This window comes from Streptomyces sp. NPDC016851 (assembly GCF_055562795.1).
In genome coordinates this window covers 18390-40797 of record NZ_JBVHEP010000030.1, presented here as the reverse complement: position 1 = coordinate 40797, position 22408 = coordinate 18390, and the positions used below count along the sequence as shown (strand labels likewise).

Annotated in this window: 19 protein-coding genes; 14 read left to right on the top strand and 5 right to left on the bottom strand. The window is 71.0% G+C overall.

Annotation, left to right across the window (positions count from 1 at the left end; translation table 11 throughout):
- Nucleotides 1-6 precede the first annotated feature (6 nt).
- Genes ACZ3I3_RS35280 through ACZ3I3_RS35245 form a run of 8 tightly spaced genes read left to right on the top strand, consistent with a single transcriptional unit; the run spans nt 7 to nt 7871 of the window.
- Entirely contained in the window at nt 7-1080 is a 1074-nt protein-coding gene (locus ACZ3I3_RS35280; protein WP_467371810.1) for a sugar ABC transporter substrate-binding protein, read from the top strand.
- Nucleotides 1077-2567 carry a sugar ABC transporter ATP-binding protein gene (locus tag ACZ3I3_RS35275; protein WP_467371808.1) on the top strand — a complete coding sequence of 497 codons (1491 nt, stop codon included), beginning with the start codon at nt 1077-1079 and terminating at the stop codon, nt 2565-2567. The genes ACZ3I3_RS35280 and ACZ3I3_RS35275 overlap by 4 nt, the downstream gene beginning before the upstream one ends.
- The gene (locus ACZ3I3_RS35270; protein WP_150484393.1) at nt 2560-3588 is read left to right on the top strand and encodes an ABC transporter permease; all 1029 of its coding nucleotides are present in this window, start codon (nt 2560-2562) and stop codon (nt 3586-3588) included. Before ACZ3I3_RS35275 ends, ACZ3I3_RS35270 begins: the two co-directional genes overlap by 8 nt.
- Nucleotides 3589-3624: 36 nt before the next feature.
- Complete coding sequence (locus ACZ3I3_RS35265) at nt 3625-4968, top strand: L-fuconate dehydratase (protein ID WP_467371805.1); 1344 nt, start codon at nt 3625-3627, stop codon at nt 4966-4968.
- Entirely contained in the window at nt 4965-5720 is a 756-nt protein-coding gene (locus ACZ3I3_RS35260; RefSeq protein ID WP_467371803.1) for an SDR family NAD(P)-dependent oxidoreductase, read from the top strand. The genes ACZ3I3_RS35265 and ACZ3I3_RS35260 overlap by 4 nt, the downstream gene beginning before the upstream one ends.
- Nucleotides 5717-6733: an aldo/keto reductase gene (locus ACZ3I3_RS35255; RefSeq protein WP_467371801.1), complete on the top strand. Its 1017-nt coding sequence runs from the start codon at nt 5717-5719 to the stop codon at nt 6731-6733. The genes ACZ3I3_RS35260 and ACZ3I3_RS35255 overlap by 4 nt, the downstream gene beginning before the upstream one ends.
- Nucleotides 6730-7047: an L-rhamnose mutarotase gene (locus tag ACZ3I3_RS35250; protein WP_467371799.1), complete on the top strand. Its 318-nt coding sequence runs from the start codon at nt 6730-6732 to the stop codon at nt 7045-7047. The genes ACZ3I3_RS35255 and ACZ3I3_RS35250 overlap by 4 nt, the downstream gene beginning before the upstream one ends.
- Nucleotides 7044-7871, top strand: a complete 828-nt coding sequence (locus ACZ3I3_RS35245; RefSeq protein ID WP_467371797.1) for an amidohydrolase family protein — start codon at nt 7044-7046, stop codon at nt 7869-7871. Before ACZ3I3_RS35250 ends, ACZ3I3_RS35245 begins: the two co-directional genes overlap by 4 nt.
- Here ACZ3I3_RS35245 and ACZ3I3_RS35240 read toward each other — a convergent pair.
- Nucleotides 7859-9280 (bottom strand): lipase maturation factor family protein, encoded by a 1422-nt coding sequence (locus ACZ3I3_RS35240; protein ID WP_467371796.1) that lies wholly within the window; start codon nt 9278-9280, stop codon nt 7859-7861. The genes ACZ3I3_RS35245 and ACZ3I3_RS35240 overlap by 13 nt on opposite strands.
- 167 nt (nt 9281-9447) lie before the next feature.
- On the opposite strand from ACZ3I3_RS35240, the gene ACZ3I3_RS35235 reads away from it, so the two are divergent.
- The 4 genes from ACZ3I3_RS35235 (at nt 9448) to ACZ3I3_RS35220 (ending at nt 15044) form a co-directional block, all read left to right on the top strand.
- A complete protein-coding gene (locus ACZ3I3_RS35235) occupies nt 9448-10593 on the top strand; it encodes a DUF6777 domain-containing protein (RefSeq protein WP_467371794.1) in 1146 nt (381 codons plus the stop codon).
- 77 nt (nt 10594-10670) lie between these two features.
- Nucleotides 10671-12758 carry a SpoIIE family protein phosphatase gene (locus ACZ3I3_RS35230; RefSeq protein ID WP_467371792.1) on the top strand — a complete coding sequence of 696 codons (2088 nt, stop codon included), beginning with the start codon at nt 10671-10673 and terminating at the stop codon, nt 12756-12758.
- 22 nt (nt 12759-12780) lie between these two features.
- Nucleotides 12781-13644: an Fpg/Nei family DNA glycosylase gene (locus tag ACZ3I3_RS35225; RefSeq protein ID WP_467371790.1), complete on the top strand. Its 864-nt coding sequence runs from the start codon at nt 12781-12783 to the stop codon at nt 13642-13644.
- A gap of 596 nt (nt 13645-14240) precedes the next feature.
- A complete protein-coding gene (locus ACZ3I3_RS35220; protein WP_467371788.1) occupies nt 14241-15044 on the top strand; it encodes a transcriptional regulator in 804 nt (267 codons plus the stop codon).
- A 148-nt stretch (nt 15045-15192) separates the two neighbouring features.
- On the opposite strand, the gene ACZ3I3_RS35215 is transcribed toward ACZ3I3_RS35220, so the two are convergent.
- The 4 genes from ACZ3I3_RS35215 to mppP form a co-directional block, all read right to left on the bottom strand.
- On the bottom strand, nt 15193-16287 hold the full coding sequence (locus ACZ3I3_RS35215) for a prephenate dehydrogenase (protein ID WP_467371786.1): 1095 nt from the start codon (nt 16285-16287) through the stop codon (nt 15193-15195).
- A 130-nt stretch (nt 16288-16417) separates the two neighbouring features.
- A complete protein-coding gene (mppR, locus tag ACZ3I3_RS35210) occupies nt 16418-17260 on the bottom strand; it encodes an enduracididine biosynthesis enzyme MppR (protein WP_467371784.1) in 843 nt (280 codons plus the stop codon).
- Nucleotides 17257-18516, bottom strand: coding sequence for an enduracididine biosynthesis enzyme MppQ (gene mppQ, locus ACZ3I3_RS35205; RefSeq protein ID WP_467371782.1), 1260 nt, complete (start codon nt 18514-18516; stop codon nt 17257-17259). Before mppQ ends, mppR begins: the two co-directional genes overlap by 4 nt.
- Nucleotides 18516-19676, bottom strand: a complete 1161-nt coding sequence (gene mppP, locus ACZ3I3_RS35200) for an enduracididine biosynthesis enzyme MppP (RefSeq protein ID WP_467371780.1) — start codon at nt 19674-19676, stop codon at nt 18516-18518. Before mppP ends, mppQ begins: the two co-directional genes overlap by 1 nt.
- 590 nt (nt 19677-20266) lie before the next feature.
- On the opposite strand from mppP, the gene ACZ3I3_RS35195 reads away from it, so the two are divergent.
- Entirely contained in the window at nt 20267-21259 is a 993-nt protein-coding gene (locus ACZ3I3_RS35195; RefSeq protein WP_467371778.1) for a streptomycin biosynthesis protein, read from the top strand.
- A 55-nt stretch (nt 21260-21314) separates the two neighbouring features.
- A complete protein-coding gene (gene hppD / locus ACZ3I3_RS35190) occupies nt 21315-22385 on the top strand; it encodes a 4-hydroxyphenylpyruvate dioxygenase (protein ID WP_467371776.1) in 1071 nt (356 codons plus the stop codon).
- The last annotated feature ends 23 nt before the right edge of the window (nt 22386-22408 follow it).

Here is a 22408-nt window from a genome sequence, read left to right as displayed (position 1 = left end):
CCTCAGATGCCCGGAAGCACAGCCCGCAAGCGGTACAGGTCCCGGATCGTCGGCACGGTGGCCCTGGCCGCCGGCGCCTCCCTCCTGCTCGCCGCGTGCGGCAGCACCAAGGACACCGGCGCCTCCAGTGCCGGCGGCGGTGACGGCAGCGGCAAGGTCGGGGTCGTCCTGCCCCTGCTGACCTCGCCGTTCTGGCAGTCGTACAACGACTACGTGCCGAAGATGGCGAAGTCCGAGGGCGTGGACGCGATGAAGACCGTCAACTCCAACAGCGATCCCTCGCAGCAGATCACCGACATCAACAACCAGCTCAACCAGGGCGTCAAGGGCCTGGTCGTCGCGCCGCTGGACAGCGCCGCCATCGAGGCGGGCCTCGACCAGGCCGAGCGCAAGGGCGTGCCGGTCGTCGCCGTGGACGTCGCGCCCGACAAGGGCAAGGTGGCCATGGTCGTCCGGGCGAACAACGTCGCCTACGGAGAGAAGGCCTGCCAGTACCTCGGCGAGCACATCACCTCCGGCAAGGTCGTGCAGATCATGGGCGACCTCGCCTCGGTCAACGGCCGCGACCGCTCCGAGGCGTTCCGCGCCTGCGTGAAGAAGAACTTCCCGAAGCTGAAGGTCCTGGAGATCCCCGCCAAGTGGGAGTCCGACGCGGCGGCCTCGAAACTCGACACCCTCCTCAACGCCAACCCCGACATCAAGGGCATCTACATGCAGGCGGGCGGCGTCTACCTCGCGCCCACCCTCCAGACCCTCAAGTCCAAGGGAATGCTGAAGAAGGCCGGGCAGCCGGGGCACATCACCATCGTCTCCAACGACGGCATCCCGCAGGAGTTCGACGCGATCCGCAAGGGCGAGATCGACGCGACCGTCTCCCAGCCCGCCGACGCCTACGCCAAGTACGGCATGTACTACATCAAGGCGGCGATGCAGGGGAAGACGTTCAAGCCGGGCCCGACGGACCACGACTCGACCATCGTCAAGCTGCCCAGCGGCATCCTGGAGGACCAGCTGCCCGCACCGCTGGTGACGAAGGACAACGTCGACGACCCCAAGCTCTGGGGCAACACGGTCAAATGAGCCGCCCACTCGTTGAAGCGCGGGGCATCGTCAAGCGGTACGGCCCCACCACCGCCCTCGCCGACGGACAGCTCACCGTCCTGCCGGGCGAGTCCCACGCCCTCGTCGGGCGCAACGGCGCAGGCAAGTCGACCCTCGTCAGGATCCTCACCGGCCTTCAGGCCCCCGACGAGGGCACCGTCCGCTTCGACGGCGACCCCGCGCCCCCGCTCACCGACCGCGACGCCTGGCGCCGCAAGGTCGCCTGCGTCTACCAGCACCCGACGGTCGTCCCCGAACTGACCGTCGCCGAGAACCTGTTCATCAACCGGCAGCCGCTCCGGCGCGGGTTCATCAGCTGGCGCCGCCTGCAGACCGAGGCGGCCCGGCTCCTCGACACCTGGGACGTGCGCGTCGACCCCGGCGCCCGCACCGCCGACCTCAAGGTCGAGGACCGGCAGATGGTGGAGATCGCCAGGGCCCTCAGCTTCGGCGCCCGCTTCATCATCCTCGACGAGCCCACCGCCCAGCTCGACAACCGCGAGATCGAGCGGCTGTTCACGCGCATGCGCGCCCTCCAGGACTCGGGCGTCACTTTCCTGTTCATCTCCCACCACCTCCAGGAGGTGTACGAGGTCTGCCAGACCGTCACGGTCCTGCGCGACGCCCGCTGGATCACCACCGCGCCGGTCGCCGACCTGCCCCGCGGGGCCCTGGTGGAGGCCATGGCGGGGGAGACGATCGCCGAACAGGCCGAGCGGCTGAGGACCGTCGCGGCCGCCGGGCCCGTCCTCCTCGACGTCCGCGGCCTCACCTCGCCGGCGTACGAGAACGTCGACCTCACCGTCCGGCGCGGCGAGGTCGTCGGACTCGCCGGATCCAGCGCCAGCGGCAAGATCGAACTCGCCGAGTCGTTCACCGGACTGCACACCCCCACCAGTGGGACGGCCCGGATCGACGGCGCCCCGCTGCCGTTCGGTGACGTCCAGGCCGCGCTGAAGGCCGGCGTCGGTTTCGTCCCCCGCGACCGGCACGACGAGGGCCTGGTGTTCGGCATGTCCATCGGTGACAACGCCACCCTCAGCGTCCTGGACCGGCTCGGCCGGTTCGGCTTCGTCGGCACCGACCGCAAGCGCGGTGTCGCCACGGCGCTGATCGAACGCCTCGACATCCACGCGGAAGGCCCCGACCAGCCCGTCTCGGACCTGTCCGGCGGCAACGCGCAGAAGGTCGTCATGGCCCGGGCCCTCGCCTCCGAGCCGCGGCTCCTCGTCCTCGTCAACCCGACCGCGGGCGTCGACGTGAAGTCCAAGGAGTCCCTGCTCGCCCGGGTGGACAGCGCCCGCGAGGACGGCACCGCCGTGCTCGTCGTCTCCGACGAACTCGACGACCTCAGGCGCTGCGACCGGGTCCTCGTCCTCTTCCACGGCCGTGTCGTCGCCGAGCACCCGGCGGGCTGGCGCGACCACGAGCTCATCGCCTCCATCGAAGGAGTGGACCATGGCTGACACCAAGGCGGCCCCGCCGCTCGCGCCCGCGCGCGCCACCGACCCGCGCGCCGCCAAGGCCGTCCTGCTCCGCCGCGCCCGCGAACTCGCCCTCGTGCCCGCCCTGCTGCTGCTCCTCGTGCTCGGCGCGGTGGTCAACGACTCGTTCCTCACCGAGCGGAACATCGTCTCGATCCTCGGTGCCTCCGCCGCCCTCGCGATGGTCGTGCTCGCCGAGTCCCTCGTGCTCATCACCGGCAAGTTCGACCTGTCCCTGGAATCGGTCGTCGGCATCGCACCCGCCGTGGGCGCCCTGCTCGTGCTGCCCGCCGCCGCGTCCGGCTGGGGCACCGAACTCCCGGCGGCACTCGCGCTGTTGGCGGTCCTGGTCGCGGGCGCGGCCGTGGGCGCCTTCAACGGCGTCCTCGTCGTGAAGTTCAAGCTCAACGCGTTCATCGTGACGCTCGCCATGCTGATCGTGCTGCGCGGCCTGCTGGTCGGCGCGACCAAGGGCAAGACGCTGTTCGGGATGCCCGACAGCTTCTACTCGCTGGCGACCACCACCTTCCTCACCGTCCCGCTGTCGGTGTGGCTCGCCGCGATCGCCTTCGCGGTGGCCGGGCTGGTCCTGAAGTACCACCGGGTCGGCCGCGCCCTGTACGCCATCGGCGGCAACGCGGACGCGGCCCGGGCGGCGGGCATCCGCGTGGAGCGCGTCATGCTCGGCGTGTTCGTCGTCGCGGGCGTCCTCGCCGCCGTCGGCGGCATCATGCAGACCGGGTACGTCGGCGCGATCAGCGCCAACCAGGGCCAGAACATGATCTTCACGGTGTTCGCGGCCGCGGTGATCGGCGGCATCGCCCTCGACGGCGGCAAAGGCACCATGTTCGGCGCCCTGACCGGCGTCCTCCTGCTGGGCGTCGTGCAGAACCTGCTCACCCTCGCCCAGGTGCCGTCGTTCTGGATCCAGGCCATCTACGGCGGGATCATCCTGGTCGCCCTCATGATCGCCCGGGTCACCACCGGCCGCGCCCAGGACTGAACCGCCCGTCTCCGCACCCGACCCGAAAGGCCCTCCGTGTCCCCGACGCCCGCCCGCATCATCGCGGTCGACACCCACGACATCCGCTTCCCCACCTCGCGCGAGCTCGACGGCTCCGACGCGATGAACCCGGACCCCGACTACTCGGCGGCCTACGTCGTCCTGCGCACGGACGCCGCCGACGGGCACGAGGGGCACGGGTTCGCCTTCACCATCGGGCGGGGCAACGACGTGCAGGTCGCCGCGATCGACGCACTGCGCGGACACCTGACCGGCCGCTCCGTCGACGACCTGTGCGCCGACCCGTCCACCCTGAACCGCGACCTGATCGGCGACAGCCAGCTGCGCTGGCTCGGCCCCGAGAAGGGCGTGATGCACATGGCGATCGGCGCCGTCGTCAACGCCGTGTGGGACCTGGCCGCCAAGCGCGCCGGCCTGCCACTGTGGCGGCTGCTCGCCGAGGCCGAACCCGAATGGCTGGTCCGCCAGGTCGACTTCCGCTACCTCACCGACGCCCTCACCCCCGAGGAGGCGCTGACCCTGCTGCGCCGGGGCAGACACGGCGCCGAGGAGCGCACGGCCCGGCTGCTGGAACACGGCTACCCGGCCTACACCACCTCGCCCGGCTGGCTCGGCTACGACGACGAGAAACTCACGCGGCTCGCGGACCGGGCCGTCGCCGACGGCTTCCGGCAGATCAAGCTCAAGGTCGGCGCCGACCTCGACGACGACATCCGCCGCTGCCGCGTGGCCCGGTCCGTCATCGGCCCGGACGTCCGCATGGCCATCGACGCCAACCAGCGCTGGGACGTCGACGAGGCCATCCGCTGGACCAAGGCCCTCGCCGAGTTCGACCCCTACTGGATCGAGGAACCCACCAGCCCCGACGACATCCTCGGCCACGCCGCGATCCGCCGGGCCGTCGCCCCCGTGAAGGTCGCCACCGGCGAGCACGTGCACAACCGGATCGTCTTCAAACAGCTCCTCCAGGCCGGCGCGCTCGACGTCGTCCAGATCGACGCGGCCCGTGTCGGCGGCGTCCCCGAGAACCTCGCGATCCTGCTGCTCGCGGCCAAGTTCGGCGTCCCGGTCTGCCCGCACGCGGGCGGCGTCGGCCTGTGCGAACTCGTCCAGCACCTGTCGATGTTCGACTACGTCGCCCTGACCGGAACCACCGAGGACCGGGTCATCGAATACGTCGATCATCTGCACGACCACTTCCTCGCCCCGGTCGTCATCAGCGAAGGTCGTTACAAGGCACCCACCGCGCCGGGCTTCTCGGCCGCCATGCGGCCCGAGTCGCTGGCGCGGTACACCTACCCGGGCGGCGAGTTCTGGGCCGCCGACCTCGACGAACAGAAGAAGGGTCGGGCTGCATGAGCGACTTCGAGGGCATCAGGGCCCTGGTGACGGGCGGCGCCTCCGGCATCGGCCGGGCGACCGCGGAACTGCTGGCCGAGCGCGGCGCACAGGTCGCCGTCCTCGACCTGGACCCGTCGCCGGTCGACAAGCCCCTGCTGGCCTACCGGGCGGACGTCACCGACGACACGTCCGTGCGCGAGGCCGTGGCGGCGGCCGTCGCCGAACTCGGCGGGCTGGACGTCCTGGTCAACAACGCGGGCATCGGCGCCCAGGGCACCGTCGAGGACAACTCCGACGACGACTGGCACCGCGTCTACGACGTCAACGTCGTCGGCATGGTGCGCACCGCCCGCGCCTGCCTGCCCCACCTGCGCGCCTCCGCGCACGCGGCGATCGTCAACACCTGCTCCATCGCCGCCACCGCGGGCCTGCCGCAGCGCGCCCTGTACAGCGCCACCAAGGGCGCCGTCTACTCGCTGACCCTCGCCATGGCCGCCGACCACGTCCGCGAGGGCATCCGCGTCAACTGCGTCAACCCGGGCACGGTCGACACGCCCTGGGTCGGCCGCCTCCTCGACGCCGCCCCCGACCCGGCCGCCGAACGCGCCGCCCTTCAAGCCCGCCAGCCCACCGGCCGCCTGGTCGGCGCCGCCGAGGTCGCGGGCGCCATCGCCTACCTGGCGAGCCCCCTGTCCGGCGCCACCACGGGCACCTCGCTCGCCGTCGACGGCGGCATGCAGGGCCTGCGGCTGCGGCCGGTGGCCCGGTGAACCGGCTCGGCGGCAGCGGCGTCCGGGTCAGTGCCCTGTCCTTCGGCGCGGCCGCGATCGGCAACCTGTACACCGAGGTCGGCGAGGAACAGGCACACGAGGCCGTGGAAGCCGCCTGGCAGCGGGGCATCCGTTACTTCGACACCGCCCCGCACTACGGCCTCGGCCTGTCCGAACGCCGCCTCGGCGCCGCCCTGCGCGACCGCCCCCGCGACCGGTACACGATCTCCACCAAGGTCGGCCGCCGTCTGGAGCCCGCGGACGGCACCGGCGACGACCTCGCCGGCGGCTTCGCCGTGCCCGCCACCCACCGGCGCGTCTGGGACTTCAGCGCCGACGGCATCCGCCGCACCCTGGAGGCCAGCCTGGAACGCCTCGGCCTCGACCGGGTCGACATCGTCTACCTCCACGACCCCGACGAGCACGCCGAGTGGGCCTTCCGCGAGGGCTACCCGGCGCTGGAGAAGCTCCGCTCGCAGGGCGTGGTCGGGGCGATCGGCGCCGGGATGAACCAGGCGGAGATGCTCACCCGCTTCGTCCGCGACACCGACGTCGACGTGGTGCTGTGCGCCGGCCGCTACACCCTGCTGGACCAGAGCGCCCTCACCGGCCTGCTGCCCGCCGCCCACGAACGCGGGAAGTCCGTCGTCCTCGGCGGCGCCTTCAACTCCGGCCTGCTGGCGAATCCGCAGCCCGGCGCGAAGTACAACTACACCGTCGCCCCCTCCGCCCTGGTCCAGCGGGCGCTGCGCCTGAAGTCCGTCGCCCACCGCCACGGCACCACACTGCGCGCCGCCGCCCTGGCCTTCTGCGCCGCCCACCCGGCCGTCGCCAGCGTCCTCGTCGGAGCCCGCTCGGCACACGAAGTCCGCGACTGCGCCCACCAGTTCGCCGCCCGGGTGCCCGCCGCGTTCTGGCAGGAGCTGCGCGCCAAGGGCCTGCTGCCCGCCGACGCCCCCGTCCCCGGCGAGGAGCCGTCCTCCACGACGGCCCCGGCCAAGGAGCCGTCATGAGAGTCGCCCTGCACACCAAGGTCCGCGCCGACCGCATCGCCGACTACGAGGCCGCCCACCGCGAGGTGCCCGAGGAGCTCACCGACGCCATCCGCGCCGCCGGCGCCACTTCCTGGACCATTTGGCGCAGCGGCACCGACCTGTTCCACGTCCTGGAGTGCGAGGACTACGCCCGCCTCCTCGCCGAGCTGGAGAAACTGCCGGTCAACGTCGCCTGGCAGGCCCGCATGGCCGAGCTGCTGGACGTGGTGCACGACTACTCCGGCGACGGCGCGGACGCCGGCCTGCCCGTCGTCTGGGAGCTGCCGTCATGACCGTGGTCGACGCGCACCACCACGTGTGGGACCTGTCCGTGCGGGACCAGGACTGGATCGCGGAAGACAGCCCGATACGGCGCGACTTCACGATCGAGGACCTCACGCCCGAGGCCCGCGCGGCGGGCGTCGACCGCACCGTCCTCGTCCAGACCGTCACCGTCCCCGAGGAGACCCCGGAGTTCCTGGCCCTGGCCGACGAGCACGAGCTGATCGCCGGGGTGGTCGGCTGGACCGACCTCACCCGCCCCGACGTGTCCGACGAACTGGCCCGGCTGCGGGAACTGCCCGGCGGGCGCTACCTCAAGGGCATCCGGCACCAGGTCCAGGGCGAGCCGGACCCGGAGTGGCTGCTGCGTCCGGACGTGTGCCGGGGCCTGACCGCCGTGGCCGACGCGGGGCTGGTGTACGACCTGGTGGTGCTGCCCCACCAGCTCCCGGCCTGCACCAAGGCGGCAGCGTCCCTGCCGCACCTCACCTTCGTCCTGGACCACTTGGGCAAGCCGCCCATCGCCTCCGGCTCCCTCGAACCCTGGGCGTCCGGCCTCCGCGCCCTCGCCGCGCTGCCCAACACCGTCTGCAAGCTCTCCGGCATGGTCACCGAAGCCGACCTCGCGTCCTGGACGATCGACGACCTGCGCCCGTACGCCGACGCCGTGCTGGAGGCCTTCGGCCCGGACCGCCTGATGTTCGGCTCGGACTGGCCGGTGTGCACCCTCGCGGCCTCCTACGACGAGGTGCTCGACACGGCACGCCGGCTGACCGGCCCGTCCGACCAGGCGGAGATCTTCGGGGCCACCGCCACCCGCGTCTACGACCTCTGAGCCACCCCGGTCAGCCGCGTCGGCGGCAGAAACTCCCGTACGTACGTCCGCTCCCAGCACGCGCCCGTCTCCCGCAGCTCGCGCCAGGTCGTGTACCGGTAGCGGAAGAGGCGGGCGCGGACGAAACGGGGCGGCGCGTCGGGCGGGAACGGGGAGCGGCGCAGCAGCTTCAGCGTGTCGCGGTCGTTCTCCAGCAGCCGTTCCACCAGGGCGCCGAACCACGACCCGGCGTACGCGGGGGAGAGGGCCGCGAACCACATCATCCAGTCGAGGCGCAGATGGTACGGCGCGAACTGGCGCGGCCAGCGCCGGGGATCACCCGGCTTGCCCTTGAACTCGTACTCCCGCCAGTCGGAGTCCTCGCGGGGCACGTCGTCGGCCGTGCCCTCCACGACCACCTCGTAGCGGACCCGGCTGACGCTGCCGAACGCGCCGTAGGTGTTGACCAGATGGAGCGGGTCGAAGGAGCGGTTCATGACCTGCCGGCGGGAGATCATGTTGCGGACCGGCTGGTAGCTGAGCCCCAGCAGCAGCGCCGCGACCGCGAGGACCACGACCTCGTACCACAGCGGCGCCCCGGGCACCGACGGCGGATCGGTGGGGAACTCCACCGCCGACAGGGCCAGCACGATCGTGATCCAGTTCAGCCAGGAGAAGTTGCCCGACAGTACCAGCCACAACTGGGTGACGATCATCAACGCGGCGGCGGCCGACGCGACGGGCTGCGGGGTGAACAGCAGGAAGGGAACCACGAGTTGCGTGACGTGGTTCGCGGCCACCTCGACCCGGTGCAGGGGCCGGGGCAGATGGTGGAAGAACCAGCTCAGCGGGCCCGGCATCGGCTGCGTCTCGTGATGGTGGTCCAGGCACGTCAGCTTGCGCCAGCACTCGTCGCCGCGCATCTTGATCAGCCCCGCGCCGAACTCCACGCGGAACAGGATCCACCGCAGCAGGAACAGCACGACGACGGGCGGCGCCACCTCGTCGTTGCCGAGGAACACGGCGAGGAAGCCGACCTCCAGCAACAGTGACTCCCAGCCGAACGAGTACCAGGTCTGCCCGACATTGACGATCGACAGGTACAACGCCCACGGCACCAGCCACAGCAGCATGCCGCCCCACAGGGGCAGAGCCGAGTCGAGCCCGGCCAGCAGCGCCGCCGACACCGCGCAGCCCGTCCACGCGCAGACGGCGAAGAAGCGGTCCGAGTAGTGCAGCCGGAACAGGCTCGGTGCCCGTTTGAAGGGCACCCGCTCGACGAACTTCGGCACCGGCAGCATGCCGCGTTCCCCGAGCAGCGCGCGGAACTGCAGGGCGGCCGTCAGGAACGCGACCAGGTACATGGCGGCCAGCGCCCGCTGGAAGACCAGCCGGGTCAGCCAGTAGTCGGATGCGGTGAACCAGTCCACGGCCGTGCGTTCCTCCCAGTGCGGCACCGGACCCCGGTGTCACGCTCCGTATGCCACCGCTCCGGTTGCGTAACCCGAGTGAGCGAAGCAAACAATAGTGATGAAGTGCCATATTTGTGACGTCATGTATGTGTGACGTCATGTGACGAAGTGAGCTGGAGGGCGAGGTGCGGACACCTACCGGGACCTTCGTCACGGCCTGCGCGCTCTTCGCGGTGGCGCTCCTCCTCTCCGGCTGCGGCGGCGACAGCGGCGGCGGTGGCGACGCCGCGGGCACCCGCGGGGCACTCTTCCTCCAGCCGGCCGCGGCCCAGGGGCCGAACCCCTTCACGGACTCCACGGCCACCACGACGGCTACCCCGTCCCCCATCCCCCGAACGCCTCAGACGGCCGGCGCAGGCGACGCGGCCCCGGTCTCCGCCGACCTGAGCGGCCTGCGCTCGCTCTCCGGCGGAACGCCCGGCCTGTATGGCGGCATCGAGCGGACCGGCAGTTGCGACATCGCCCGGCAGATCGGCCACCTCATCCGCGACCCGGCCAGGACGCGCGCCTTCGCCCGGGTCGCGGACGTCTCCCCGGCCTCCGTCCCGGACCACCTGCGCGCACTGACGCCGGTCGTGCTGCGCGCCGACACCCGCGTCACCGACCACGGCTTCCACACCGGCCGGGCCGCCGGCCACCAAGCCGTCCTCCAGGCGGGCACCGCCGTCCTGGTCGACGACCGGGGTGTGCCGCGCGTCCGGTGCGCCTGCGGCAACCCCCTGCGCCCTCCCGTGGCGCTGCGCGGCACGCCGGAGACCGAGGGCACCGCCTGGCCCGGCTACCGGCCCGGCGGGGTCGTCGTCGTGACCCCCGCCCCGCAGGCGATCACCACTTTCACGATCGTCGACGTCAGCACCCGCACCTGGATCGAACGGCGCACCGGCCACGACGTACGCCACGACCGGGCCCTGCCGCCACCGGTCTGGGCGACGGAGCCGCCGCCACCGGCACCGGTGGCGTCCGAGCCGCCGCCCCCCGTTCCGCGCGAGCCCGGCGTCTCCGCGGACCCGGACAGCGCGTCCCCCTGGGACGTGAGCTCCCCGCTCACCGTCACGGACGCACCACCGCCCGACGAGCCCGGCCCGCCGCCCGGCGAACCCTCCCCCGAAGACCCTGAAGACCCCGAAGACCCCGCCGGCCCCGACACCGGCGAGGTCGGCCCCGACGCCGTGCCGGACACTCCCGATGCGCCCGACGGAGCCGGGCTGATTCCCGACGACCGGGCCGCCGACGTCATCCTCGGCAGCCCCACGGACATCTTCGGTAACTGAGGGCCGCTTCGGCGGAGCGGCCCGTAAACTCAGCACATCCGGTCGAAGAATCGGACGAATCCTGGCAAGGTGGGCCCATGGCTGATCGGGGAGCGAGCGCCCTGTCACTCCCGGACGACTGGCCCGCCCACCCGGACCCGATCCTCGCGCTCAACCGGATGGGCAGCTTCGACTGGGATCTGGACACCGGCCTGATGCACATGGACGCCCAGGCCCACGAGATCTTCGACGTGCGCCCCGACGAGTACGACGACCATCCCGAGACGCTCGCCAAGCGCGTCCCGCCCGGTGAGTCCCGGCGCCTGGACACCGCGGTCTCCCAGGCCCTGAAGGACGGCAGCGAGAACTACGGCGCCTACTTCCGCATCCGCCGCCGCGACGGCTCCCTGCGCTGGACCCACACCCAGGGCTACATCCGCCGCGACCACACCGGACGGCCCCGCCGCATCATCGGCATCGTCCGGGACGCCACCCGGGAACTCGCCGAGAGCGACGCCCGCAGCGACGAGGCCGCCCAGGACGAGGCCCGCCGGCAGCAGACCAGCGTCGTCGAACTCACCACGGCCGCCCTCGCGCACGCCCGCACCGTCCAGGACGTCATCGACGTCCTCAAGGACACCCACGGCCTCACCCACCTGGGCGCCGCCAGCCTCGTCATGGGCCTGGTCGAAGCGGGCCGCATCCGCCTGGTCGCCGAGGGCCCCGCGGACAGCTTCGTGCCCGGCACCCGCATCACCCGGATCGACGAGCCCTACCCGATGAGCGAGGCCGTACGGACCCTCGGCCCCTGCTTCATCGAGTCGCCGGAGGAGTTCGCCGAGCGCTACCCGATCCTCTGGCCGCACATCACCGGCCTGAACATCACCTCGGCCGCCTATCTGCCGCTCATCGTCCAGGCACGGCCGATCGGCGCCATCGGCCTGCTCTACAGCGACCGGCGCGGCTTCACCCCCGAGGAGCGCAACATCCTCGTCGCCCTCGGCAGCAGCATCGCGCAGAGCCTGCAGCGGGCCATGTTCTACGAGCAGGAGATGGACCTGGCGCAAGGTCTCCAGCAGGCCATGCTGCCCCGGACCATCCCGAGCGTGCCCGGGGCCGACGTCGCCGTCCGCTACCGCGCCGCCACCATCGGCGGCTCCGTCGGCCGGGACATCGGCGGCGACTGGTACGACCTGATCCCGCTGCCCGGCGGCCGGGTCGGCGCCGTCATCGGCGACGTCCAGGGCCATGACACGCACGCGGCGGCCGTCATGGGCCAGCTGCGCATCGTGCTGCGCGCCTACGCCGCCGAGGGGCACACCCCGGCGACCGTGATGGCCCGAGCCTCCGTCTTCCTGCACGAACTCGACACCGACCGCTCCGCGACCTGCCTCTACGCGGAGGCCGACCTGTCCACGGGCGTGCTCCAGATGGTCCGGGCCGGCCACATCGATCCGCTCGTGCGGCACACCGACGGCTCCTGCCGCCGCGTCACCGTCCCGGGCGGCCTGCCGCTGGGCCTGTCGGCCGAGTTCGGCCGCCTCGACTACCCGGTGAGCACCGTGGAGCTGGACCCGGACGAGACGCTGCTGCTGTGCACCGACGGCCTGGTGGAGCAGCCCGGCGCCGACCTCGACGACGGCATGCGCACCCTCACCGCCCTCGTCGACACCGGCCCCGACGACGTACGGGACCTCGCCGACCGGCTCATCGACGTGGCCGCCGAGCGCGGCGGCGACGACGACGTGGCGCTGCTCCTGCTGCGCCGGCGCGGCCCGGACAGCCCGCGGTCCGGCCAGCGGCTCCAGCGGCACGTCGCCCCCGGCGACCCGGCGGCCCTGGCCGAGGCCCGGCACATGATCCGTACCGCGGTCGGCGTCTGGGGAGCCCGGGAGCGCGCCGACGACATCGAACTCGTCGCCGACGAGCTGATCACCAACGCCCTGATGCACACCGAGGGCTCCGCGATCGTCACCCTGCGGACCCTCACCGGCTCCGAGCGCCGGCTGCGCGTCGAGGTCGAGGACTCCTCCAGTGCCCTGCCACGCCGCCGTGAGGCGGGCGAGTCGGGCGTCTCCGGCCGGGGCCTGCTGCTGGTCGAGCTGCTCACCGACGTGTGGGGCGTGGAGGCACGCGGCGGCGGCAAGGCCGTGTGGTGCGAGTTCGTGGTGCCCGGCCAGGACTGACCCCGCGTGGCACTCTGGACCTATGCCGGAACTCCCCGAGGTCGAGGCGCTCAAGGACTTCCTCACCGAGCATCTCGTCGGCCACGAGATCGTACGGGTGCTGCCCGTCGCGATCAGCGTCCTGAAGACGTACGACCCGCCCCTGTCCGCGCTGGAGGGTCACGAGGTCTCCGCGGTACGCCGGTACGGCAAGTTCCTCGACATCGAGGCCGCGGACGGACCGCACCTCGTGACGCACCTGGCCCGCGCCGGCTGGCTGCACTGGAAGGACCGCCTGCCCGACGGCCCGCCCCGCCCCGGCAAGGGCCCCCTCGCGCTGCGCGTGGCCCTGGAGACCGGCGCCGGTTTCGACCTGACCGAGGCCGGCACCCAGAAGCGGCTCGCGGTGTACGTCGTGGCGGACCCGCAGGAGGTCCAGGGCATCGCCCGGCTCGGCCCGGACCCGCTGGCCGACGACTTCGACGAGCGGCGCTTCACGGAACTCCTGGCCGGTGAACGGCGGCAGCTCAAGGGCGCGTTGCGCGACCAGAGCCTGATCGCGGGTGTGGGCAACGCCTACAGCGACGAGATCCTGCACGCGGCGAGGATGTCGCCCTTCAAGCTGGCCGCGTCCCTGAGCGAGGAGGAGACCGGCCGGCTGTACGCGGCCCTGCGCGACACGCTCACCGAGGCGGTCGAACGCTCCCGGGGCGTGGCGGCCGGCCGGCTGAAGGCCGAGAAGAAGAGCGGCCTGCGCGTGCACGGCCGCACCGGCGAGCCCTGCCCGGTGTGCGGCGACACCGTCCGTGAGGTGTCCTTCAGCGACTCCTCGCTCCAGTACTGCCCGACCTGCCAGACGGGCGGCAAGCCGCTGGCGGACCGCAGGATGTCCCGGCTGCTGAAGTGACGCCGCGGCCCGGCCCCACCGGTGCCGACGCGCAGCATGGAGCGCCCGGGAGCGCTCACATCGATTTCACAGACACCGGATTGACGGGTGCCGTCCCCATTGAGGATCTTCACTGAATGCCGAATTCCGGCTGGGGTGCCAGACCATCGCGCACCCGACGATATTCCGGAATTCCCACTTCCGCCACGGTCGTGCGTCGGGCGGAACTTGGGTCAGTTCTGCAGCGCACCTGGACATAACCCTGAGCACTTGTGATTCTTGGTGCGTACGTGCAAGCCGGCGCAACGTCCATCGTGCCCACCAGCGGTTATCGGCGGTCTCCCAGCGCGACGGTGACTGGAGGTGGGTGCTCTAGGGGGAATGCATTGAAGCGCTCGCAGGTAGTGAGAAGGGAATTACCTTCGGCTGGACAGCTCGATGTACGGACGGCGGAGGTTGCATGTGAACGGCCGCCGGAATCAGAGACGATCACAGTGCGGATAGAATCCCTGATACCGGGTGAGTCATTACGGTCGAAAGGTGTCGAGCAACATCACGTCGCGGTACTGGCGGAGATCGAAGCGCCACTCCCGCCGATTCTCGTCGACCGAAGAACCATGCGGGTCATCGACGGAATGCACAGGCTCCTCGCGGCTCTGCTGAACGGCCGCCGGACGATCGAGGCGGAGCTGTTCGACGGAACTCCGGAAGAGGCCTTTCTGCGCGCCGTCAAGGCGAACGTGGTGCACGGGCTTCCGCTGTCGCAGGCCGATCGCCGGGCCGCTGCCGCACGGATCATGTCGTCCCATCCGCAGATGTCGGACAGGGCGATAGCGCGGGCCTCCGGGCTGGGAGCGAGGACCGTCGCGAGCATCCGGCGCAGTTCGACTGCCGCCGTGCCGCAGTTGAGCAGCCGGGTCGGCCGCGACGGCAGAATCCGGCCGCTGAACGGGGTCGACGGCCGGCTCAGGGCCGTGGCGGTACTGACCGAGCATCCCGAGGCGTCGTTGCGCGAGGTCGCCCGGCTCTCCGGGGTGTCGCCCGCGACGGTGAGCGACGTCCGCCGGCGGCTGGCCGCCGGGGAGTCCCCCCTGCCGTCCAAGCCGGAGTCCGCCGAATCTCCCGAAACCGACAGGAACGGGAACCTCGCCCAGCGATCGGGACCCGACACCCGTAACGGCCAGACCTTCGTGGATCCCGTTCCCGTACTGGCGAAGCTGCTGCGTGACCCTTCCCTGCGTCACAAGGAAGGGGGCCGTCAACTGCTTCACCTGCTCCGCCAGAACGCGGTCGGCGTGCAGGACCTGATGATCCTGTCCGACGCCGTACCTCCCCATTGCCGGTCCCTGGTCATCAATCTCGCGCAACATTACCGGGATGCCTGGCAGTGCTTCGCCGAGAAACTCGGTGAGCCGGCCTGACCTTTCCGGTGCAATGGAACAAGGTTACGCGCCCGTAGCCACGTCGTACGAAGCGAGGCGATTATTTCCCGCCGAAACCGAACTTTCGGCGGGAAATACTCACCTCGTAAGTCGGCGGGTGCGGCCGGAAAGCCGACAGTATCCGGTATCAGCCCGAAACGGCCCAGGTGCCGCCAGCGCCCAGCCAGCGGGACAGTTCCGCCGCCGAATCCTTCTGCACGACCAGTTCGACGAGGCCGCGGGTCTGGTCCTGCGCATGCTCGATCCGGACGTCCTCGATGTTCACGCCGATCTCACCGATCGAGGTGAACAGCTCGGCCAGGGCCCCCGGCTTGTCGGAGATGGCCACCGAGACGGTCGCGAGTTCCGTCCGCCATGTTCCCGGTTTGCGCGCGATTCTGGCGCATCCCCGGTTACCTTCCAGCAGCAGGTCCTCAAGATCCTCCTGAGCGCCTCGGCGCTTCGCCGGGTCGGCGTCGGCGTCGGAGACGGCGCGCAGCGCACCGATGGCCCGGCCCAGGCCGGTGGCGAACGCGTCCAGGACGTCCGCCACCGCCGAGGCGTTGGAGCGGAGGATGTCCCCCCAGAGCCGGGCGTCACCGGCGGCGATCCGGGTGACGTCGGCGACCCCCTGCCCCGCCAGCCTGACGCTCTCCTCCGGCGCGTGCTCCAGGCGCGCGGCCAGCAATGAGGAGACCAGATGGGGCGCGTGCGAGATCAGGGCCACCGCGTGGTCGTGCACGCCGGCGTCCATGACCACGGGCATGCCGTCGCACAGCGCCACCAACTCCAGCGCACGGTTCAGCACCTCCTGGCCGGTCGCTTCCGACGGGGTGAGCACCCACGGACGCCCTTCGAAGAGGTCGGCCCGGGCGGCGAGCGGCCCGGAGCGCTCGGTGCCGGCCAGCGGATGGCTGCCTATGTAGCTGGTCGGATCGGCCCGCATGGCGCGTACGTCGTCGTGCGGCACCTTCTTGACGCTGGCGACATCGACGTAGGCGCGGGCCATCCGGCTTTCCTGGACGCGTGCGAGCACGCTTCCGACCTGGGCGGGCGGCACGGCCAGCACCGCCAGGTCGACCTGCTGGTCCGGCGTGTCCAGGGAACCCGCGCCCATGGCCTGCGCCGTCCTGGCCGCCGCCCGGTCGACGTCCTCCAGGTGCACGCTCACCCCGCGCCGGGTCAGCGCGAGCGCCACGGACGTGCCGATGGCTCCGGTGCCGATGACTGTCGTCGTCTTCATCGTGCTCCCATATGTGCGGTGATACGGGACGGGCTCGGTATGCGCGGTGATACGGGATCGGCTCGGCATGCGCGGGTGATGCCGGATTTCGGCTCGACGGGCTGCCGGGCCCGGGGCTGGTCGAGGGAACTCACGACTCCCCGAGAAGACGCCCCCCGTGCAGCGTCTCCCCGTACGCGAACACATGGCCCGCGCGCACCTCCAACGGCGAGAGCAACCCGAAATCCTCCACCGGGCCTTCCAGGAAAGCGAGTTGTCCGGGACCGCTCCAGATCCGCGAGAATTCGACGCCGCTCACCTCCGAGGCGACCAGCCGCGTCCGGGGCGGGGTGTCGGACGACACCCACTGCGGAAACACCAGGCTGTGCGCCAGAGGGACGTCGTGCAGCGCCGGGGCCCGCTCGGTGGAGTGCTCGATCGTGACCGACGCCTCCACCAGGCGCCGGCCATGGACGGAGAGCGCGCCGTCGAAACGCCCGCCGGGAGCGAGCCGTGAACCCGCCCGGCCCATGGTGACCGGTCTGGTGTGGTGGATGGCACCGAACTGCTTGGGCATGCCCTGGACCCAGCCGCGCATCATCGGTACGGGCTCGTCGACCCAGGCGAAGGGACAGCGCGCCATCGGCCGGCCCTCGAAGGCGCACGAGAGAAGGATCAGGAACTCGGAGAACCGGCAGGCGGCCGGGTCGGCCAGCTCCCGGCCGTCCTCGGAGCACCACTGCCAGGTGGCGAACACGGCGGCCGCGGCGCCCGGATCCGCTCCGGGGCCGAGGCCCGGCGGGAGGAAGCGCCGGGCGGCATCGGGGTCGACGCGGTAGTCGACCATGAGGATCTCGCCGGAGAAGTGCCACGGCGGAGGAGTGAGCATGGACGCCTTCCCGGAGGGGGAGAGCGGAAGGCTGTATCCGCGAGGGGAGGCGGTGCCGGGGTCAGCAGCCGGATGCCCCTCGCTGTGCGCGGTGGTGGTCGTCACGGTTCCTCTCCGTTCTCAGGGCCCGGCGTGCCGCTGGACCAGGCGGTGGTCAGACGTCGCGCGGCGCGTTTGAGCAGGGCGGGCGCGTTGAAGCTGAAGGCCAGGCGCACGCTCGGGACGTGGGCGACGCCGAAGCGCGAACCGGCGGCGACCCGCACGCCGGCCCTGTCCGCCCGGGCGAGGAGGTCGTCCTCGCTGAGCCCCAGGTCGCAACGGAGCCAGAGGAAGAAGCCCCCCTGCGGACGCCGGATCCGCACCCGGTGGTCCATCGCCCCTCGCAGCACGTCCACGAGCGTGTCGCGGCGCCGCCTCAGTCGCGCGCGCAGTACACCGAGATGCCGGTCGTAGCCACCGTCGGCCAGCAGCCCGCTCACGGCGAGTGAGGTGATGTGGTTCAGGGAGCCCCCGCTGACGAACAGCCCGTGCGAGGCGATCCGTTCGGCCAGTGCCGGCTCGGTCTCCAGCCAGCCCAGCCGGAGTCCGGGCCCCAGGGTCTTGGAGAAGCTGCCCAGCCGGATGACACCCCGGTAGCCGGCGAGGGCTGCCAGCGGAGGGGGAGGCACGGGGTCGTCCGTCAGGGTCAGTTCGCCGTAGGCATCGTCCTCCACGACCAGAACGTCGTGTTCCGCGGCCACGCGGAGGAGCTTGCGACGGCGTTCCAACGGCATGGTGGCGCCCGTCGGATTGTGGTGGGTCGGGGCGAGGTACACGAACGCGATCCGGCCCCGCACGCCGTCACCTCCGGCAGCGTCGCCCGTGAGAGCGCGGTCGAGTTCTTCGGGCAGCATTCCCGACTCGTCCATGGCGACCCTGCGGGGACGCAGCGAGCAGTCCCTGAAGATCTGCTGCCCGAGGTCGTAGCCGAGGTTCTCCACGAGCACGGTGTCGCCGGGGGCCGCGAGCGAGGTCGCCAGCAGGTACAGGGCCTGAGACGTGCCCGCCGTGACGACCACGTGCTCCGGGCCGCAGGGGTGTCCCCCCTGTGCGCCGGCCCGGGCGGCCAGCTGGGCGCGCAGCGGCAGGGCACCCGGGTTGTGGCCGTAGCCGAGCGTCGCCGACCCGTACTCCTCCAGCGCGCGTGCGTAAGCGTCCCGAACCAGTTCCACGGGCAGGAGTGCTGGTTCGATGTACCCGGGCCCCAGATCGAGGATGCCCGTGGGGGCGACCTCCTGTACGACACCGCGACGCCACTGCCGCGTGTGCGACAGCGCGTGCGCGACGCCGTACGGGAGAGCCCGTTCGCCAGCCGGTGCCATCAGCGCGGAGTCAGTACGTGACGCAGTGCCCGTACGCACTGGGACAGCGGGGCGGACGCCCGCGCCAGTGCCAGCCGCAGGGTGGGGTCGCCCCGGTCCGGGTCCGCCCAGTAGAAGGGCCGACAGGGCAGGGCGTAGATGTTGTGCTCGCGCAGCGCGTCCCAGGCCTGGGTCCCGCTCATGTGCTTGATCAGCACCCGCTCCACGCTGGCCCGGCTTTCGGGGTCGGGCACGCCGACCGTGGACAGGTCCGCCAGCCCGGAGCGTACGACGGCACGCTGCACGGCGATGAACTCGTGCAGCTCCGCCAGCCCCCCGGCGGCGGCGTCCTCCGAGAAGCGGCGGACCATCCCGAGGATCAACGGGGAGACGCCGAGCAGTATGTCGGAGTAGATCTTCTCCACCGGCAGGCCCAGGTGCTCGGAGTGGGCCAGCATGCCGACCTTCAGGTCGAGGGTGGGCCACAGTTTGCCGGTGTCCTCAATGACGACCCAGCGTGCGCCGCTGGCATCGAGGATCTCGTAGTGGTCGTACTGGGCGCGGGTGTCGAAGCCGCGGAACGAGGTGTCCAGGGCGAGCACGACCCCGTGCTCGGCGCACTGTTCGGCCAGCCGGCGCAGCCGCTCCGGAGCCATGACCCGCCCCGTCGGGTTGTTGGGCGTGGTGACGAAGACACAGCTCACGGACTTCAGCAGGCCCGGGGCCAGATCGTCCTCGTGCAGGGGGTCCTCTTCCAGGGGGACCAGCTTCAGACCGTTGCCGCGCAGCAGGTCGGCGATGTTGTCGAAGGTGGGATGGACCAGCGCCACGGTGCCGGTGGTGCCGGACAGGGCGCGGGAGAGGATCTCCATGGCCACCGACGAGGAGTAGCAGCTCAGCACACGGCCGGGGGCGGACGGGTAGCTGTGCTGGCCGAGGGCCTTGAAGAACGCCGCGTGCGCCTCGCGTTCCAGCTCCTCGACAGGGCGTTTCTCGCCCTCCTCGAACAGCAGCGGGAGATCGTTGACGATCTTGCTCTGCCCGGGTGTGAGCGGCTGGCGGGCGTGTCCGTCAGCGATGTTGAACTCGCTGTTGAGAGCGAGGAATTCGAGTTGGGTGAGGTTTTCCGCGCCTGATCCGGCGTGCGCAGCGTGGGTCTTGCCTTGCAGTGTTCCGGGCACAGGTATGCCTCTCTGAGAAGTCACGGATTCCCGGCAGCGGGACGGGCGGACGTACGTCGGACGCCGTGCGACGAGGGAGTGGGACGGACGCCTCTGACGACCGGTCAGCGAACGAGGTGCCTGCGGTGGGGATCGAACCTGCGGTGCGGGTGGTCCGGTTCTGTGCACGGGACGGCGTCGGCGTGCCGCGACTTCGGAGCCTTGTCGACCTGCCCCCGGCCAGGGCGCGGGAGTTCGGTCACCCGGTCGTTCCCGCGTCCGGTGACGAGCAGGGTACCCGACCGTTCCCCGGTCCCGTGGAGCGTCCGCACGTCACGTCCCTCCCCGCGGGGGGTTCCCGGCAGCCTGGCGCTGATTTCCCGCACACAAAAGATCTTTACGCAATTGAGCGACCCACTCTACGGCCTTTGCCTCGCCGGGCTAAAACGCCTGTCTTTCCTGCCCTTCGCACATGCCGACCGAGCACGGGCGACGGTGTTCAACTGCGGCACGGCAGCAGTCGAACACGGTGGCGACATGCCGAATCGCTGGGGCATTGTGTTCCGTCTGCGGCACAGGTGTGGTTCTCGCCGGATCTAAGGAGTTGGACGTTGCTGTCAGCACTGAACCACGACGACCTGCATCCGATAGAAGAAGTGGAAATCAGCTCTCTTTCCATGGGGGACTCCCCGCGAATTTCCGGTGAGAGCCCGGAACACGTGGAAATGCTGGCCGCTGTCGACGTACCGCTTCCACCGATCATGGTGCACCGGCCCACCACACGGGTCATCGACGGCATGCACCGGCTCAGGGCCTCGATGCTCATGGGCCGCAAGACGATCGCGGTGAGGTTCTTCGACGGCACCGAAGAGGACGCCTTCGTCCTGGCCGTGAAGTCGAACATCACGCACGGTCTGCCGCTGTCGGCCACCGACCGCAGGCACGCCGCCGAGCGCATCATCGCCACGCACCCCCGCTGGTCCGACCGGATGATCGCCTCGGTCGTCGGCACGTCCGCCAAGACCGTCGCCGAGATCCGCCGCACTGCCGACGCAGGTGGGACGGCAGGATCCACCCGCATCGGACGCGACGGCCGGGTCCGGCCGGTCGACGTGAGCGAGGGCCGGAAGCTGGCCCACGAAATGATCGTCCGCGATCCCGGTCTGTCGCTGCGTCAGGTGGCCCGTGCCGCGGGGATCTCGCCGGAGACCGTCAGAGACGTCAGACACCGGATGCTCCGCGGCGAGGACCCGGTTCCCAGGGCGCGGCCGCGCGACCTCGTCGAGCAAGGTGCCGGCGACCGTACCGGCGGCCACCGGACCGAACTCGTCACGAAAGCCCCCGCCGAATGCGAGGCGAAGCCGGCGCCGGCCCTCGTGGTGAAGCGATTGCACGCGGATCCCGCGTTGCGCCTGAACCAGAGCGGGCGCGACCTGTTGCGGCTTCTGAACATTCACATCGTACGGTCCGAGGACTGGAACCGAATCATCGAAAGTGTTCCGCCGCACCGCATGGAGACGGTGGCCCAACTGGCCCGCTCCTGCGCCGAGAAATGGTCCGAGATCGCATCACGTATCGAACGAAATGCCTCGGACCTGAGCTAGCGGAAGGGCGCGACCCCGAGAAGTGTCCACACTACGAAGCTTTACGGAGGCGGCCATGGAGATACGATCGATCGATCACGTCGAATTGTTTGTCGAGGACGCGGAAAAGACGGCAGGTCAGCTGTGCGACTCCTTCGGTTTCACGCTCGCCGGCCGCGGCGGCGCGGCGACCGGCCTGAAGGGCTGTGAATCGGTCCTGCTGCGTCAGAACGACATCGCCCTGCTGCTGACCACGGCCTCCGGCGCCGACCATCGTGCCGCCGAGTACGTTCGCCTGCACGGCGATGGCGTCGCGGTGATCGGCATCCGCGTGGACGACGCGCACACCGCGTTCGCCGAAGCGGTGGCGCGCGGAGCCGTCCCGACGGCCCCGCCCGAGGAGTTCGGGCCCGTCGGCGCGCGAGTCACCTTCGCGTCGGTGACGGGGTTCGGCGACGTGGAGCACCGCTTCGTCTCCCGGGAGAACCCCCGCGGGCCGTTCGCGCCCGTCATCGAGGAGACGGTCCCCCACGAGCCCGGCGGCATGCTGAAGCGGGTCGACCACTTCGCGGTGTGCGTGCCGGCCGGTGAGCTGGACGAGACGGTCCGCCACTACCAGGAGGCTTTCGGCCTCACCCAGACGTTCGAGGAACGGATCGTCGTGGGCTCGCAGGCCATGGACTCCAAAGTCGTCCAGAACGAGTCCGAGACGGTCACCTTCACGATCATCGAGCCCGACGCCACCCGCGACCCGGGCCAGATCGACGCGTTCGTCGCGTCCCATGGCGGGGCCGGCGTGCAGCACGTCGCGTTCCTCACCGACGACATCGCCGTCGCCGTACGCGCCTGCGGGGAACGCGGGGTGCGATTCCTCACCACGCCGCCCAGCTACTATGAGATGCTGCCCGCGCGGCTGGGCCGGATCGGCGTGCCGGTGGAGGAGCTCAGCGCGCTCCACATCCTCGCCGACCGCGACCCGTCGGGGGTCATGTTGCAGATCTTCACCGAGTCGACGCACCCGAGGCGGACCCTGTTCTGGGAACTGATCGACCGCCGCGGGGCCCACACGTTCGGCAGCAACAACATCCACGCCCTGTACGAAGCCGTGGAGCGCCAGCAGGCGGCGGAAACCGCCCACCTGGCATGAGGCACCGCCGCAGATATCTCGTC

What these genes read in the sequence shown, in the direction of transcription:
- ACZ3I3_RS35280 (WP_467371810.1), top strand. Translation starts at nt 7, where the DNA reads ATGCCCGGAAGCACAGCCCGCAAGCGGTACAGGTCCCGGATCGTCGGC.
- ACZ3I3_RS35275 (WP_467371808.1), top strand. Translation starts at nt 1,077, where the DNA reads ATGAGCCGCCCACTCGTTGAAGCGCGGGGCATCGTCAAGCGGTACGGC.
- ACZ3I3_RS35270 (WP_150484393.1), top strand. Translation starts at nt 2,560, where the DNA reads ATGGCTGACACCAAGGCGGCCCCGCCGCTCGCGCCCGCGCGCGCCACC.
- ACZ3I3_RS35260 (WP_467371803.1), top strand. Translation starts at nt 4,965, where the DNA reads ATGAGCGACTTCGAGGGCATCAGGGCCCTGGTGACGGGCGGCGCCTCC.
- ACZ3I3_RS35250 (WP_467371799.1), top strand. Translation starts at nt 6,730, where the DNA reads ATGAGAGTCGCCCTGCACACCAAGGTCCGCGCCGACCGCATCGCCGAC.
- ACZ3I3_RS35245 (WP_467371797.1), top strand. Translation starts at nt 7,044, where the DNA reads ATGACCGTGGTCGACGCGCACCACCACGTGTGGGACCTGTCCGTGCGG.
- ACZ3I3_RS35230 (WP_467371792.1), top strand. Translation starts at nt 10,671, where the DNA reads ATGGCTGATCGGGGAGCGAGCGCCCTGTCACTCCCGGACGACTGGCCC.
- ACZ3I3_RS35225 (WP_467371790.1), top strand. Translation starts at nt 12,781, where the DNA reads ATGCCGGAACTCCCCGAGGTCGAGGCGCTCAAGGACTTCCTCACCGAG.
- ACZ3I3_RS35220 (WP_467371788.1), top strand. Translation starts at nt 14,241, where the DNA reads ATGCGGGTCATCGACGGAATGCACAGGCTCCTCGCGGCTCTGCTGAAC.
- ACZ3I3_RS35215 (WP_467371786.1), bottom strand. Translation starts at nt 16,287, where the DNA reads ATGAAGACGACGACAGTCATCGGCACCGGAGCCATCGGCACGTCCGTG.
- mppQ (WP_467371782.1), bottom strand. Translation starts at nt 18,516, where the DNA reads ATGGCACCGGCTGGCGAACGGGCTCTCCCGTACGGCGTCGCGCACGCG.
- hppD (WP_467371776.1), top strand. Translation starts at nt 21,315, where the DNA reads ATGGAGATACGATCGATCGATCACGTCGAATTGTTTGTCGAGGACGCG.